At 64.4% G+C, this 13,349-nt stretch carries 15 protein-coding genes; 9 read left to right on the top strand and 6 right to left on the bottom strand.

Features of this window, described 5'->3' with window-relative positions; all coding sequences use genetic code 11:
• Positions 1–18: 18 nt before the first annotated feature.
• The gene (locus IAE38_RS09265) at positions 19–648 is read right to left on the bottom strand and encodes an L-threonylcarbamoyladenylate synthase (protein WP_201164578.1); all 630 of its coding nucleotides are present in this window, start codon (positions 646–648) and stop codon (positions 19–21) included.
• A 13-nt stretch (positions 649–661) separates the two neighbouring features.
• Complete coding sequence (locus tag IAE38_RS09270) at positions 662–1,522, bottom strand: PHP domain-containing protein (RefSeq protein ID WP_060481391.1); 861 nt, start codon at positions 1,520–1,522, stop codon at positions 662–664.
• A gap of 67 nt (positions 1,523–1,589) precedes the next feature.
• Between IAE38_RS09270 and IAE38_RS09275 the strand changes: the two genes are divergently transcribed.
• The 5 genes from IAE38_RS09275 (at position 1,590) to IAE38_RS09295 (ending at position 5,257) form a co-directional block, all read left to right on the top strand.
• Entirely contained in the window at positions 1,590–2,183 is a 594-nt protein-coding gene (locus IAE38_RS09275; RefSeq protein ID WP_201214139.1) for a septation protein A, read from the top strand.
• Position 2,184: 1 nt separating this feature from the next.
• Positions 2,185–2,484, top strand: a complete 300-nt coding sequence (locus tag IAE38_RS09280; protein ID WP_060481389.1) for a YciI family protein — start codon at positions 2,185–2,187, stop codon at positions 2,482–2,484.
• Positions 2,485–2,594: 110 nt separating this feature from the next.
• Complete coding sequence (locus IAE38_RS09285) at positions 2,595–3,272, top strand: response regulator transcription factor (protein WP_201164576.1); 678 nt, start codon at positions 2,595–2,597, stop codon at positions 3,270–3,272.
• Positions 3,273–3,430: 158 nt separating this feature from the next.
• Positions 3,431–3,847: a Spy/CpxP family protein refolding chaperone gene (locus IAE38_RS09290; RefSeq protein WP_028635483.1), complete on the top strand. Its 417-nt coding sequence runs from the start codon at positions 3,431–3,433 to the stop codon at positions 3,845–3,847.
• Between the two features lie 69 nt (positions 3,848–3,916).
• A complete protein-coding gene (locus IAE38_RS09295) occupies positions 3,917–5,257 on the top strand; it encodes a sensor histidine kinase (RefSeq protein ID WP_201164575.1) in 1,341 nt (446 codons plus the stop codon).
• Between the two features lie 15 nt (positions 5,258–5,272).
• On the opposite strand, the gene IAE38_RS09300 is transcribed toward IAE38_RS09295, so the two are convergent.
• On the bottom strand, positions 5,273–5,827 hold the full coding sequence (locus IAE38_RS09300; RefSeq protein WP_201217216.1) for an NAD(P)H nitroreductase: 555 nt from the start codon (positions 5,825–5,827) through the stop codon (positions 5,273–5,275).
• 151 nt (positions 5,828–5,978) lie between these two features.
• Between IAE38_RS09300 and IAE38_RS09305 the strand changes: the two genes are divergently transcribed.
• Complete coding sequence (locus IAE38_RS09305) at positions 5,979–7,433, top strand: TrkH family potassium uptake protein (protein ID WP_201164573.1); 1,455 nt, start codon at positions 5,979–5,981, stop codon at positions 7,431–7,433.
• On the opposite strand, the gene IAE38_RS09310 is transcribed toward IAE38_RS09305, so the two are convergent.
• Positions 7,390–8,451 carry an AraC family transcriptional regulator gene (locus tag IAE38_RS09310; RefSeq protein ID WP_201217219.1) on the bottom strand — a complete coding sequence of 354 codons (1,062 nt, stop codon included), beginning with the start codon at positions 8,449–8,451 and terminating at the stop codon, positions 7,390–7,392. The two genes, IAE38_RS09305 and IAE38_RS09310, sit on opposite strands and share 44 nt — an antisense overlap.
• A gap of 152 nt (positions 8,452–8,603) precedes the next feature.
• Between IAE38_RS09310 and IAE38_RS09315 the strand changes: the two genes are divergently transcribed.
• Complete coding sequence (locus tag IAE38_RS09315; protein ID WP_028635478.1) at positions 8,604–8,915, top strand: DUF962 domain-containing protein; 312 nt, start codon at positions 8,604–8,606, stop codon at positions 8,913–8,915.
• 3 nt (positions 8,916–8,918) lie between these two features.
• On the opposite strand, the gene IAE38_RS09320 is transcribed toward IAE38_RS09315, so the two are convergent.
• Entirely contained in the window at positions 8,919–9,725 is an 807-nt protein-coding gene (locus IAE38_RS09320) for a UDP-2,3-diacylglucosamine diphosphatase (protein WP_201217221.1), read from the bottom strand.
• Positions 9,726–9,852: 127 nt separating this feature from the next.
• On the opposite strand from IAE38_RS09320, the gene IAE38_RS09325 reads away from it, so the two are divergent.
• Positions 9,853–10,743 carry a DMT family transporter gene (locus IAE38_RS09325; RefSeq protein ID WP_201164571.1) on the top strand — a complete coding sequence of 297 codons (891 nt, stop codon included), beginning with the start codon at positions 9,853–9,855 and terminating at the stop codon, positions 10,741–10,743.
• Here the strand turns inward: IAE38_RS09325 and IAE38_RS09330 are convergent, their stop codons facing one another.
• The gene (locus IAE38_RS09330; RefSeq protein WP_028635475.1) at positions 10,744–11,025 is read right to left on the bottom strand and encodes a SelT/SelW/SelH family protein; all 282 of its coding nucleotides are present in this window, start codon (positions 11,023–11,025) and stop codon (positions 10,744–10,746) included.
• 67 nt (positions 11,026–11,092) lie between these two features.
• Between IAE38_RS09330 and IAE38_RS09335 the strand changes: the two genes are divergently transcribed.
• Positions 11,093–13,279: a patatin-like phospholipase family protein gene (locus IAE38_RS09335; RefSeq protein WP_201217224.1), complete on the top strand. Its 2,187-nt coding sequence runs from the start codon at positions 11,093–11,095 to the stop codon at positions 13,277–13,279.
• Positions 13,280–13,349 lie beyond the last annotated feature (70 nt).

Genomic DNA, 13,349 nt, shown 5'->3' on the forward strand with positions numbered 1-13,349 from the left:
CAGGCATTGATACCGGGTTCACGCGCTGACCAGGAACGGCGCCGGGTCGCCACAACCTTCGCGGATCAGCGCCGGCTCATCGCCAGACAGGTCGATGATGGTGGAAGCCTTCAGGTCGCCATAACCGCCGTCGATCACCAGGTCCACATGATGCTCCAGGCGTTCGCGGATTTCGTACGGGTCGGTCATCGGCTCTTCGTCGCCGGGCAGAATCAGAGACACGCTCATCAGCGGCTCGCCCAGTTCTGCCAGCAGCGCCAGGGTGATGGCGTGGTCCGGCACGCGCAGGCCGATGGTGCGGCGCTTCTCGTGCAGCAACAGGCGCGGCACCTCGCGGGTACCGTTCAGAATGAAGGTGTAAGGGCCCGGCACATGGGCCTTGAGCAAGCGGAAGGTGCCGGTGTCGACCTTGGCGTACAGCCCCAGCTGCGACATGTCGCAACACATCAGGGTGAAGTTGTGGGTCTTGTCCAGCCCGCGCAGGCGCCGGACCCGCTCGATGGCGGCCTTGTCACCGATCTTGCAACCCAGGGCGTAGGCCGAGTCGGTGGGGTACACCACCACCCCGCCCTGGCGGATGATCTCCACCGCCTGACGGATCAGCCGCGCCTGCGGGTTCTCCGGATGAATCTGGAAAAATTGGCTCACGTACTCGTCCTGTTCATGCCGACATTGGCTGTTCATGGCTGAAACGGCGCCACAGAGGTGGCAGGTCCTCGGGCAAAGGCCGGTAGGCACCGATCTCGCCCCAGGTGCCGGGGCCGTGGAAATCACTGCCAGCGCTTGCCAGCAGGCCGAATTCACGGGTAAGGATGGACAGGGTACCCACCTGCTCGGCGGGCATCATGCCGTTGACCACTTCAAGCGCCTGCCCACCTGCCTGAATATAGTCGGCTATCAGCCGTCTGCGCTTGCTGCGTGTCAGCGTGTAATGCATCGGGTGGGCCAAGCTTACCCAGGCATTGGACTGCCGCAGGGTGGCAACGGTTTCCTCCAGCGTGGGCCAGTGCTGCTTGACGTCGCCCAGCTTGCCGGCCCCCAGCCATTTGCGAAACGCCTCGCCGCGGTCCTTGACGTGCCCGGCCCGTACCAGGTATTCGGCAAAATGCGGGCGCGCCGGCGCGTTGCCGCTGTCGCCCAGTTCGTGCTGCACCTGGCGGGCGCCTTGCAGCGTGCCGGGCATGCCCTTGGCGGCCAGGCGCTTGTCGATCTCTTCGGCGCGCAGCCAGCGGCCGCGGTGCAGCGCCTCGATGGCAGCCAGCAACGGTGGGGCGTCCAGTGGGAAGTCATACCCCAGCACGTGGATGGTGGCGCCGCCCCAGGTGCAGGACAACTCCACCCCGCTGACCCAGTGCATGCCGTGCGACTGGCAGGCCTGGCGCGCTTCGGGCAGGCCTTCGAGGGTGTCATGGTCGGTGAGCGCCAGCGTTCGCACCCCATGCTCGAAGGCCCGGGCGACCAGGACCGAAGGCGACAGGGCACCATCGGAGGCCGTGCTGTGACAGTGCAGATCAACATTCATGGAGTAGCGCTTTCGCTGGAATCGATGTTTGTTATTATGCCGTCACATCCCGGTTCTGGCTGCCATTGTGAAACAATTCATCGATTTCATCCCGCTGCTGCTGTTCTTCATCGTCTACAAGCTGGACCCGCGCCCTGTCGAACTGGGTGGGCACAGCTTCGAGTTTGGCGGCATCTACAGCGCCACGGCGATGCTCATCGTCAGTTCGCTGGTGGTCTACGGCGCCCTGTTCCTGCGCCAGCGCAGGCTGGAAAAGGGCCAGTGGCTGACGCTGGTCGCCTGCCTGGTGTTCGGCGGCCTTACCCTCACCTTCCACAGCGAAACCTTCCTCAAGTGGAAGGCACCGGTGGTGAACTGGCTGTTCGCCCTGGCTTTCGCTGGCAGCCACTTCATAGGTGACCGGGTGCTGATCAAGCGCATCATGGGCCATGCCCTGACCCTGCCAGATGCCATCTGGACCCGCCTGAACCTGGCCTGGATAGGCTTTTTCGTGTTCTGCGGTGCCGCCAACCTGTTCGTCGCCTTCACCTTCCAGGACTTCTGGGTGGACTTCAAGGTGTTCGGCAGCCTGGGCATGACCGTGCTCTTCCTGGTGGCACAGGGCGTGTACCTGTCCCGCCACCTGCACGATGACCCCTCTACCTCCAAACCCAAGGATTGACATGCTCTACGCCATCATCGCCAGCGACGTCGCCAACTCCCTGGAAAAACGCCTGGCTGCACGCCCTGCGCACATCGAGCGCCTGCAGCAGCTGAAGGCCGAAGGCCGTGTGGTGCTGGCCGGCCCGCACCCAGCCATCGACAGCAACGACCCGGGCGACGCCGGTTTCAGTGGCAGCCTGATCGTTGCCGAATTCGATTCGCTTGCCGCCGCCCAGGCCTGGGCCGATGCCGACCCCTACATCGCTGCGGGTGTGTACGAACAGGTCGTGGTCAAGCCCTTCAAGCAAGTTATGCCTTGATCGCCCTGGCAGCGCCACGCCGGTCACAGTTGCACAAGGGCCTCAGGACTGCGGTATCTTTGCCACTGGCGGACCAACGAGTCGCCGTCAATGGTTGAATTGAGTGAGTCATGAGCGAGCTGTTACTGATTGATGATGACCAGGAGCTGTGCGACCTGCTCGCCAGCTGGCTGACCCAGGAAGGCTTCAGCGTGCGCGCCTGCCACGATGGCCAGGCCGCACGCCAGGCGCTGGCCGATCAGGCGCCGGCCGCCGTGGTGCTGGACGTGATGCTGCCCGACGGCAGCGGCCTGGAGCTGCTCAAGCAACTGCGCAGCGAACACGCCGAACTGCCGGTGCTGATGCTGTCTGCCCGGGGCGAGCCCCTGGACCGTATCCTGGGCCTTGAGCTGGGCGCTGACGATTACCTGGCCAAACCCTGTGACCCACGGGAACTCACTGCGCGCCTGCGCGCCGTGTTGCGCCGCAGCCACCCCACCGCCACCACCAGCCAGCTGGAGCTGGGCGACCTGGTTTACAGCCCTGCCAGGGGCGTGGCCAGTATCGACGGCCGGGAAATGACCCTTACCCTGTCCGAAAGCCGAATTCTCGAGGCCCTGCTGCGGCAGCCGGGCGAGCCGCTGGACAAGCAGGAACTGGCGCAGATCGGCCTTGGCCGCAAGCTGACCCTGTACGACCGCAGCCTCGACATGCATGTGAGCAACCTGCGCAAGAAAATCGGCCCCCATGCCGACGGGCGCCCGCGTATCGTCGCCTTGCGCAGCCGCGGTTACTACTACGCCCAGTGAGCAATGCGCTGCACTAACCAACGGTAGGCCGTGCGCAAACGGCTTGCAGCGACCCCTGCCCCTTTACCTTTCCTTTACCCTGCACTGACGGCGCTTGACGGTCACCGCCCTAGACTGTGCTCATCCGGTCACTGCCGGCCTATGAAAGGAGAGACACCATGCGCAAGACCCTCACCGCCCTGCTGTTCGCCGCCGCCCTGCCAACCGTGGCCATGGCCATGCCTGATGGCGGCCCACGCCCGGACGGCCCGCACCACCGCGGCGGCCCGGCCTTCCATGAGCTGGACCTGACCCGCGACCAACGCGAACAGGTGGGCAAACTGATGGGCGAGCAAATGCAGCAGCGTCGCGACATCACCGAGCGTTACCTGGAAAAGCTGCCGGCTGCCGACCAGAAGGCCATGAAAGACGAACTGCAGGCCAGCCGCGACAAGACCGACAGCGCCGTGCGCAACCTGCTCAAGCCTGACCAGCAGAAGAAGTTCGACGAACTGCAGAAAGAGCGCGCAGCCAAACGCGCCGAATGGCAGGAATTCCAGACCTGGAAAGCTGAAAAAGCCAAGAAGGCCCAGTAAGCTTTCAACTCGACGCCCGCCGCGCATCAGGCCAGCCTGGTGCGCGGCGGGCTTTTACCGTTTGTGGAGGTGCTCGTGCGTTCATTGTTCTGGCGCATTCTGGCCAGTTTCTGGCTGGCCATCGCCCTTGTGGCAGGGTTGTCGATCCTGCTGGGGCACATGCTCAACCAGGACGCCTGGATCCTCAGCCGTCACCCAGGGCTCAATACCCTGGCCAGCCAGTGGGCCAAGCACTACGAGCAAGAGGGTGTAGACCCGGCGCAGCGTTTTCTGGAGCGGCGCAAGGACCGCTACAAGATTGACGTTCAGGTGCTGGACGACAGCGGCGATGCCGTGGTGCCCGGGACCTTCCCGCGCCGGGCCGCCGCACTGGAGGCACGCCAGCACAATGATGAACGCCGCTTGCCGTGGCGTCGGCTGACCGAGGAATACACCAGCCCGAAGTCGGGCAACTCCTACCTGCTTATCTACCGCATTCCACACCCGGCCCTGGACGCCTGGCACCGCGAGAGCCTGCTGTGGCCACTGAGTGCGCTGGGGATCGCGTTGGTGGTGCTGACCCTGTTCAGCCTGCTGGTAACGCTGTCGATCACCCGCCCGTTAAGCCGGCTGCGCAGCGCCGTGCATGACCTGGGCCAGACCACCTACCAGCAGAACAGCCTGGCGCAACTGGCGGCCAGGCGCGACGAGTTCGGCGTACTGGCGCAGGATTTCAACAAGATGGGGGCGCGCCTGCAGAGCACGATCGGCAGCCAACGCCAGTTGCTGCGCGACGTGTCTCACGAGCTGCGTTCGCCGCTGGCCCGGCTGCGCATTGCCCTGGCCCTGGCTGAACGGGCGGACCCCGAGCAGCGCGAGGCCCTATGGCCACGCCTGGCCCGCGAGTGTGACCGGCTGGAAGACCTGATCAGCGAGATTCTCACCCTGGCCAGGGTCGATGCCGACCAGGCCCATGCCGAACCGGTCGACCTCAATGCCCTGTTGGGTAGCGTGCGCAAGGACGCATTGCTAAGCGCACCCGAACAGGACGTGCGCCTGGAGGCGCAGCCGGGCCTGACCCTACACGGTTGGCCCACGCTCATCGAGCGGGCCGTGGATAACCTGCTGCGCAACGCACTGCGCTTCAACCCGCCAGGCCAACCCGTGGAGTTGCGCGCTGTACGCGAAGGCGATCAGGTGCGGGTGAGCGTGCGTGATCACGGCCCAGGCGCGGCGGCGGCGCACCTGACGCGGCTGGGTGAACCGTTCTTCCGCGCGCCTGGGCAGGAAGCCCCAGGCCACGGCCTGGGGTTGGCCATCGCCCGAAAGGCGGCTGAGCGCCATGGCGGCGGCCTGACACTGGAAAACCACCCGCAAGGTGGCTTTGTGGCGACACTGGAGCTGCCAGTGGCCGAGGCCGCGGGTAGCTGAGGCAAGGGCCGCTGCCTAACCCCAGGTAGTGACGAAATCGGCGGTTTGCAGCACGGGCGCCGTACGCGGCTCGTTCAGCGGGGTACCCACATACAGGAAGCCGATCAGCTCTTCATTTTCCGCAAGGCCAAGGCCTTGGTGCACATGCGCATCGAAGGCCAGGTCACCGGTGCGCCACACCGCACCAATACCTTGGGCGTGGGCGGCAATGAGGATACCGTGCGCCGCACAGCCCGCAGCCAGACGCTGCTCGGATTTCGGTACCTTGAAGTGATCCTGCAGGCTTGCGACCACCACGATCAGCAGCGGCGCCCGCATCGGCATCGCTCGCGCCTTGTCCAGCGCCGCCTCGGTCGCCTCGCCTTTGCCCTTCACGGCCTCGGCGAACAGCTCACCCAAACGCTCGCGCGCGGCACCCTCGATGGTGAGGAACCGCCAAGGCCGCAACTGGCCATGGTCCGGCGCACGCAAGGCGGCCTGGAACAGCGCTTCACGCTGGGCCTCATTGGGCGCCGGGTCGGTGAGGCGTGGCACGGAAACACGGTTGAGCAATGCGTCGAGAGCCTCCATCGGCTACCCTCCTGATAATTGAATGTGCGGTCATTCTCAGGCTGCAAGCCACAAGCTGCAAGCAGCACGGCAGGCAGCTGCCGATTGGGCTTGAGCCTGCGCGCCTCGCAGGTAGAATGGCGCCCTTCCGTTCCGAGCCCGAGCACAGCACATGGCGTTGCCGACCCTGAGGATCATTGGTTTCATCATCGGCATCTTCCTGATCACGCTGGCGGTGGGCATGGCCGTCCCCATGGCGACACTGGTGATTTTCGAACGTACCAGTGACATGCCGTCGTTCCTGTGGTCGAGCCTGATCACCTTCCTGGCAGGCCTGGCGCTGGTCATCCCGGGGCGCCCCGAGCACGTGCACCTGCGCCCGCGTGACATGTACCTGCTGACCGTGTGCAGCTGGCTGGTGGTCTGCGTGTTCGCCGCGTTGCCGTTTCTGCTTACCCAGCACATCAGCTACACCGACGCTTTCTTCGAAAGCATGTCCGGTATCACAGCCACCGGCGCCACCGTGCTCAGCGGGCTGGACACCATGTCGCCCGGTATCCTGATGTGGCGGTCGATGCTGCACTGGCTGGGGGGTATCGGCTTCATCGCCATGGCGGTAGCGATCCTGCCGCTGCTGCGTATCGGTGGCATGCGGCTGTTCCAGACCGAATCCTCCGACCGCTCGGAGAAGGTCATGCCACGCTCGCACATGGTGGCCAAGTCCATCGTGGCGGTATACGTGGGCTTCTCGATACTGGGCGCGCTGGCCTTCTGGTGGGCCGGCATGAGCCCGTTCGACGCCATCAACCATGCCATGTCGGCGATCTCCACCGGTGGCTTCTCCACCTCGGACCAATCCCTGGCCAAGTGGGACATCCCTGCCGTGCACTGGGTGGCCGTGGTGGTGATGATTCTTGGCAGCCTGCCGTTCACCCTGTACGTGGCCACCCTGCGCGGCAACCGCGGCGCGCTGATCCGCGACCAGCAGGTGCAGGGCCTGCTCGGCATGCTGGTGGTCACCTGGCTGGTGCTGGGCACCTGGTACTGGTACACCACCAACCTGCACTGGCTCGACGCCCTGCGGCACGTTGCGCTGAACGTCACGTCGGTGGTCACCACCACCGGCTTTGCATTGGGCGACTACAGCCTGTGGGGCAACTTCTCGCTGATGCTGTTCTTCTACCTGGGCTTCGTCGGTGGCTGCTCCGGCTCAACCGCCGGGGGCATCAAGATTTTCCGCTTCCAGGTGGCCTACATTCTGCTGAAGGCCAACCTCAACCAGCTGATCCACCCGCGTGCGGTGATCAAGCAGAAGTACAACGGCCACCGCCTGGACGAAGAAATCGTGCGGTCCATTCTCACGTTCTCGTTTTTCTTCGCCATCACCATCTGCGTCATGGCGCTGCTGCTGTCACTGCTGGGCGTGGACTGGATGACCGCGCTCACGGGCGCTGCCGGTACCGTTTCCGGGGTGGGGCCTGGGCTGGGAGAGGTGATCGGCCCATCGGGCAATTACGCCAAGCTGCCGGATGCCGCCAAGTGGATCCTGGCCAGCGGCATGCTGTTGGGGCGCCTGGAGATCATTACCGTGCTGGTGTTGTGCATGCCTGCATTCTGGCGTCACTGATCGCATCGGCCTGGGTGCCCAAGCGGGCGCGGTATTCGGTGGGGGTGGTGTCGAACCAGCGGCGGAAGGCCCGGTAGAAATTGCTGGGGTCGGCAAAGCCCAGCAGGTAGGCGGTTTCCAGCAGCGTCATGCCAGGCTGGGCCAGGTACTGCTCGGCCAGTTCGCGCCGGGTGTCATCGAGCAGCGACTGAAAACTCGTGCCCTCCTCCTGCAAGCGCCGCTGCAGCGTGCGTTGCGACAGGTGCAGGGCCTGGGCCAGGGTTTCGCGCTTCGGTTCCCCTTGGGGCAGGATGCGGCAGAGCACCTGGCGCACCCGGTGGGTAACCCGGGTTTCGGAGAAGCGTGCCAGGTATTCACCGGCAAAACGGTCATGCAGCACAGCCATGGCCTCGTTGGCGGTCGGCAGCGGTGCCTCCATGTCGGCGCGCTCGAACACCAGTGCATCGTGAGGCGCACCAAACACCAAAGGTGAATGGAAGGCGACTTTGTACGGTTCCACGTTTTTCGGCTGGGGGCCTTGCACCAAAACCCGGCGCGGCTGCACCGGCCGGCCGCTCAGCCATTTGCACAGCGCCAGCGCACAGGCCAGGGACGCCTCGGCACTGTGCCGGGTCGGCGGCAGATGATCGCCATGCACGGTCAGGATCAATGAATAGCCCTCGGCACCCAAGGTGAAACTCAGGTCGGAGCTTTCGGCGATGATGCGCTGGTAGCGCACCAGCCGTTCGAAACCTTCCGCCAGGGTACGGCTGGACATCAAGGCGTAGCCCACCACGTGGAACGAAGCGGGCCGCACCACGCGCGCCATGTTCAGGCCGATGGCCTCGTTGCCCGAGAGCTCGACGGCCAGTTGCCAAAGCCGGGTCATGGAATCTTGCGCAAAGCGTGCGTCAGGGTCGTCGAGGGCGGCAAAGTCAAGCCCCAACTGCCGGAACATGGCCTGGCAGTCCAGCCCCTCCAGCTCGAGCGCCTTCACGATCCCTGATGCCCAGCTGGCTGACGTGGTTCTTTCGCTCATGGCATGCTTCTTATCCTGACCGCGCCTGCGGTGAACCCCAAGGATACTCAATTGGCGCCTATTGTCACTGGTCGGCCCCGCCAATGACTCTAGACTCGAATCAGGCTCCACGCCGTGCATCCCGTCCAGAAGTCCCAACCCGGAGCACTGACATGCACCCCACCGCGCCATTTCGCAGCTTTGCCGAGTTCTACCCGTATTACCTGGGCGAGCACAGCAACCCCACGTGCCGCCGCCTGCACTTCGTTGGCACCAGCCTGGTGATCGCCCTGCTGGCCTACACCCTGGGCAGCGGCAAATGGCTTCTACTGCTGGCAGTACCGGTGGTGGGCTATGGCTTCGCCTGGGTCGGGCATTTCTTCTTCGAAAAAAACCGGCCAGCCACCTTCACCTACCCGCTCTACAGCCTGATCGGTGATTTCGCCATGTTCAGGGATGTACTGTTGGGCAAGGTTCGGCTGTAGCCCTCACACCTGAACAGGCGCCTTCTGCACCACGGTGTCAGCCTGCGCCTCGGCCAGCCGATACAGTTCGATCGTGCCATCCCAATGCTCGATCAGCGCGGTGCACGACTCGACCCAGTCCCCACAGTTCAAGTACTCCACTTCCCCTACCTTGCGCATCTCGGCGTGATGGATGTGCCCGCACACTACCCCGTGAAAGCCACGGCGGGTGCATTCGTGGGCGATGGCTTGCTCAAAATCACTGATGAAGTTCACCGCGCCCTTGACCTTGTGCTTGAGGTAAGCCGACAGCGACCAGTAACCATAACCATACCGGGCACGCCAGTGATTGAGCCAACGGTTGAGCACCAGGGTGAACTCGTAGGCGCGGTCCCCGAGAAACGCCAGCCAGCGATGGTAGCGGGTGATCACATCGAACTGGTCACCGTGTACCACCAGCAGGCGGCGGCCGTCAGCGGTCAGGTGCTCGGCCTCGTCCACCAACTGGATATTGCCCAGTACCAGCTTTGAATAACGGCGCAGAAACTCGTCATGGTTGCCGGTAACGTAGATAACTTCCGTACCCCGCTTGCTCATGGTGAGCAGGCGGCGGATGACGTTGGTGTGGGCCTGCGGCCAGTAGATGCCGCCACGCAGCTTCCAGCCGTCGATGATGTCACCCACCAGGTAGATACGGTCGGCCTGATAAGCCTTCAAAAACCGTGACAAGTGCTCGGCCTGGCAGTCACGGGTGCCCAGGTGCACGTCCGAGATCCACAGGGTACGCACCCGCTGCTTGCGCAAGGGGCGGGACAGTTCGGCATGGGTCATGGGCAGGCTCCGGCGCTGTTTGCTGGAGACTGGCAGCCGGGTATGACAGTGCCATGGCAAAACGGTGACCGATGATGGCAGGGGCCGGATCATGCACAATGCCCTGCCTGCCTGAGGAAACTGCTCGATGAACCACCGCACTGCCCTGGGCGCCTTGCACATAGGCGCGTTGTTTTTCGGCCTGACCGGCGTGCTCGGCAAACTGGCGGCCAGCGCCAGCCCGTCGGTCATCGTATTTGGCCGGGCGGGCTTTGCAGTACTGGCCCTGGCGGCCTTTGCCAGCCTGGCTGGCCCCGGCTGGCGCCGGCCCTGCGCCCGGGACAGCCTTCAATTGCTGCTCGGCGGCCTGCTGCTGGCCGGGCACTGGGTGAGTTTTTTCATCGCTGTAAGGGTTGGCGGCGTGGCCATCGCCACGCTGGGCTTCGCCAGTTTCCCGGCCTTTACCGTGGTGCTCGAAGGGTTGCTGTTCCGCGAGCGTATCCGGGCTAAAGAAGCGGTATTGGTGCTGCTGGTAAGCGTTGGGCTGGTGTTGGTGACACCTTCCTTCGACCTTGCCAGCGAAGCCACTGGCGGCCTGCTCTGGGCGCTGCTTTCGGGGCTGCTGTTCTCACTGCTGTCGCTCACCAACCGGGCACGCTCAGGTGGCCTGCCAGCGGTGCAGGCCGCGCTGTGGCAGAACCTGGTGGTCGGGCTGTGCCTGCTGCCCTTCGCCACCCCTGACCTGGCCGAGGTCACGGCCATGGACTGGGCGTGGCTGGGCCTGCTGGGTGTTTTCTGCACGGGGGTGGCCCACAGCCTGTTCGTGGCCAGCCTTGGCGTGGTCAAGGCGCGTACAGCGGCGCTGGTGTTCTGCATGGAGCCCATTTACGGTATTGCCCTGGCCTGGCTGATCTTCGCCGAAACCCCGAGCCCGCGCATGCTGCTGGGGGGCGCGCTGATCCTGTGCGCCATCGTACTGGCCAGCCGCCAGGGCGCGGCGCAACCGCCCAGGCAACGGCCACAGGTGCAGCAAGGGTAATCAGCGGTCGTTGTGCCCCAGGTCGCGCTGAGGGTCGATCTGATCGCGCACGCGCTGCTTCAATACCTTGGCCTCGGGGAAGCCGCCGTCGGCCTTGCGCTCCCAGATCTGCACACCGTTGCAGGTGATGCGAAACACCCCGCCCGTGCCAGGCTGCAGTGCCACCTGCCCCAGGTCGTCGGCAAACGTGCTGAGCAGCTCCTGGGCCAGCCAGCCGGCGCGCAGCAACCACTGGCACTGGGTGCAATACGTGATGACAATTTCCGGTTTGCTTTCGGCCATGGTGGCGGGTCTCCAGGTGGGTGGCCGCTTATACTAGCGGGCTTTCGCCTCCGGTTTGAGACCTACGATGCGCCGTTCGCTGTTCTGCCTGCTGCTTACCCTCGCCTGTTTCACGGCATTGGCCGCCGAGCCTGCCAGGCCTAAAGTCGGCCTGGTGTTGTCTGGCGGTGCGGCCCGTGGCCTGGCCCACATCGGCGTACTGAGGGCGCTGGAGGAACAGGGCGTGCATATTGATGCGATTGCCGGCACCAGCATGGGTGCGGTGGTGGGCGGCCTGTATGCGTCGGGCTACAGCGTTCAGGAGCTGGAACACCTGGCCACCACCCTCGACTGGCAGCAGGCGCTCTCTGACGCGCCCCCTCGCGAAGACGTGCCGTTTCGCCGCAAGCAGGACGACCGCGACTTTCTGGTGCGGCAAAAGCTGAGCTTTCGCGACGATGGCAGCCTGGGCCTGCCGCTGGGGGTGATCCAGGGGCAGAACCTGGCGTTGCTGCTGGAGAGCAAGCTGGCCCACACCGCCGACACGCGGGACTTCGACAAGCTGCCGATCCCGTTCCGCGCCGTGGCCACCGACATCGCCAGTGGCGAAAAAGTGGTGTTCAGCCAGGGGCACCTGCCCCAGGTGATCCGCGCCAGCATGTCCATCCCTGCGGTATTCGCCCCCGTAGAACTGGATGGCCGCCTGCTGGTGGATGGCGGCATGGTCGACAACATTCCGCTGGATGTAGCCCGGGACATGGGGGTAGATGTGGCCATCGTGGTCGATATCGGCACCCCGCTGCGTGACCGCAAGCAATTGTTGACGGTGGTCGACGTGCTCACCCAGTCGATCACACTGATGACCCGGCGCAACTCCGAGGCGCAGCTGGCCAACCTGCGCCGTGACGACATCCTCGTGCAACCGCCACTGGCTGCCTATGGCGTGGCTGATTTCAGCCGCGCCAGGGACATGATCAATGCCGGCTACCGCGCCGCTAGCCTGCTGGCTCCGCGCCTGGCTGCGCTGGCCCGCCCCGAAGGTGACGGCGAGCTGGCGGTGGCTCGCTCGCCCCACCAGCGCACCCCTGTGATTACCGCCATCAAAATTGAAAACGACTCGAAGGTGAGCGATCAGGTGATCCGTTCGTACATCCGCCAACCGATCGGTGCCCGGCTGGAGCTGAGCCACCTGGAAACCGACATGGGCACCTTGTACGGCCTGGATTACTTCGACCGGGTGCAGTACCGCGTGGTGCACAAGGGTGATGACAATACCCTGGTCATCAACGCGCGGGGGCGCCGCGGCGGCACCGATTACCTGCGCCTGGGCCTTAACCTGTCGGACGACCTGCGTGGAGAAAGCGCCTTCAACCTGGGCGCCAGCTACCGGGTGAACGGCATCAACAGCCTGGGGGCCGAGTGGCTGACCCGCGGCCAGATCGGTGATGAGCAAGCGCTGTACAGCGAGTTCTATCAGCCTCTGGATGCCGGTTCGCGCTACTTCGTGGCGCCGTACCTGGACATGGGCTCCAGCAACATCGTGGCTTCATTGCAAAACGACCCCATTGCCGAGTACCGCCTGGAGCGGTATGGGTTTGGCATCAACGTGGGCCGGCAGATCGGCAACAACGGCGAAGTGCGCCTGGGGGCGGGCAAAGCCTGGGGCCAGGCCGAAGTACGTATTGGCGCCCAGGACCTGCCCAAGGTCAGTTTCAATGAAGGGTTCTATGAGCTGAAGTACTCGTTCGACACACTGGACAACGTCTACTTTCCACACCACGGCGAAGACATCAGCCTGAGCTTGCGCAAGTTCGACAAGTCACTGGATTCCGACGTCAACTATCGTCAATGGTTGTTCAACCTTGACAAGGCCATCAGCAGCGGGCCGAACACCTTCGTGCTGGGAGGGCGCTATGGGCGCACGCTGGATGCCACCGATGTGGTGACCTCCAGTTTCGTAATGGGCGGTGCGCGCGAGCTTTCCGGTTTTCGGCAGGGCTCGGTGACGGGGCAGAACGTGAGCCTGATGCGCCTGGTGTATTACCGTCGCCTGACCCCGCAGGCGTATGTGCCGCTGGACTTCCCGCTGTACATCGGCGGCTCGCTGGAGCGCGGCCGGGCCTGGAACAACGACAATGAGTTCGACAGTGGCTACATCAACGCCGCTAGCATCTTCCTGGGCCTGGAAACACCACTCGGGCCGCTTACCTTCACCTACGGCGCCAACAGTGCCCACGAGCAGGCGGTGTACCTCAACCTGGGCCAGACGTTCTAGTCTCGCAAGGATGCTATGCCCCTGTGGGAACGGGTTTACCCGCGAAGCAGGCAGCGCGGTGCATGGCACC

The sequence above is a fragment of the Pseudomonas sp. S32 genome (assembly GCF_016648095.1).
Taxonomy (GTDB): Bacteria; Pseudomonadota; Gammaproteobacteria; order Pseudomonadales; family Pseudomonadaceae; genus Aquipseudomonas; species Aquipseudomonas parafulva.

Bases quoted from the DNA above. Each gene is read 5' to 3' on its own strand.
- IAE38_RS09270 (WP_060481391.1), bottom strand. From the start codon at position 1,522: ATGAATGTTGATCTGCACTGTCACAGCACGGCCTCCGATGGTGCCCTG.
- IAE38_RS09280 (WP_060481389.1), top strand. From the start codon at position 2,185: ATGCTCTACGCCATCATCGCCAGCGACGTCGCCAACTCCCTGGAAAAA.
- IAE38_RS09285 (WP_201164576.1), top strand. From the start codon at position 2,595: ATGAGCGAGCTGTTACTGATTGATGATGACCAGGAGCTGTGCGACCTG.
- IAE38_RS09290 (WP_028635483.1), top strand. From the start codon at position 3,431: ATGCGCAAGACCCTCACCGCCCTGCTGTTCGCCGCCGCCCTGCCAACC.
- IAE38_RS09300 (WP_201217216.1), bottom strand. From the start codon at position 5,827: ATGGAGGCTCTCGACGCATTGCTCAACCGTGTTTCCGTGCCACGCCTC.
- IAE38_RS09305 (WP_201164573.1), top strand. From the start codon at position 5,979: ATGGCGTTGCCGACCCTGAGGATCATTGGTTTCATCATCGGCATCTTC.
- IAE38_RS09310 (WP_201217219.1), bottom strand. From the start codon at position 8,451: ATGAGCGAAAGAACCACGTCAGCCAGCTGGGCATCAGGGATCGTGAAG.
- IAE38_RS09315 (WP_028635478.1), top strand. From the start codon at position 8,604: ATGCACCCCACCGCGCCATTTCGCAGCTTTGCCGAGTTCTACCCGTAT.
- IAE38_RS09320 (WP_201217221.1), bottom strand. From the start codon at position 9,725: ATGACCCATGCCGAACTGTCCCGCCCCTTGCGCAAGCAGCGGGTGCGT.
- IAE38_RS09325 (WP_201164571.1), top strand. From the start codon at position 9,853: ATGAACCACCGCACTGCCCTGGGCGCCTTGCACATAGGCGCGTTGTTT.
- IAE38_RS09330 (WP_028635475.1), bottom strand. From the start codon at position 11,025: ATGGCCGAAAGCAAACCGGAAATTGTCATCACGTATTGCACCCAGTGC.
- IAE38_RS09335 (WP_201217224.1), top strand. From the start codon at position 11,093: ATGCGCCGTTCGCTGTTCTGCCTGCTGCTTACCCTCGCCTGTTTCACG.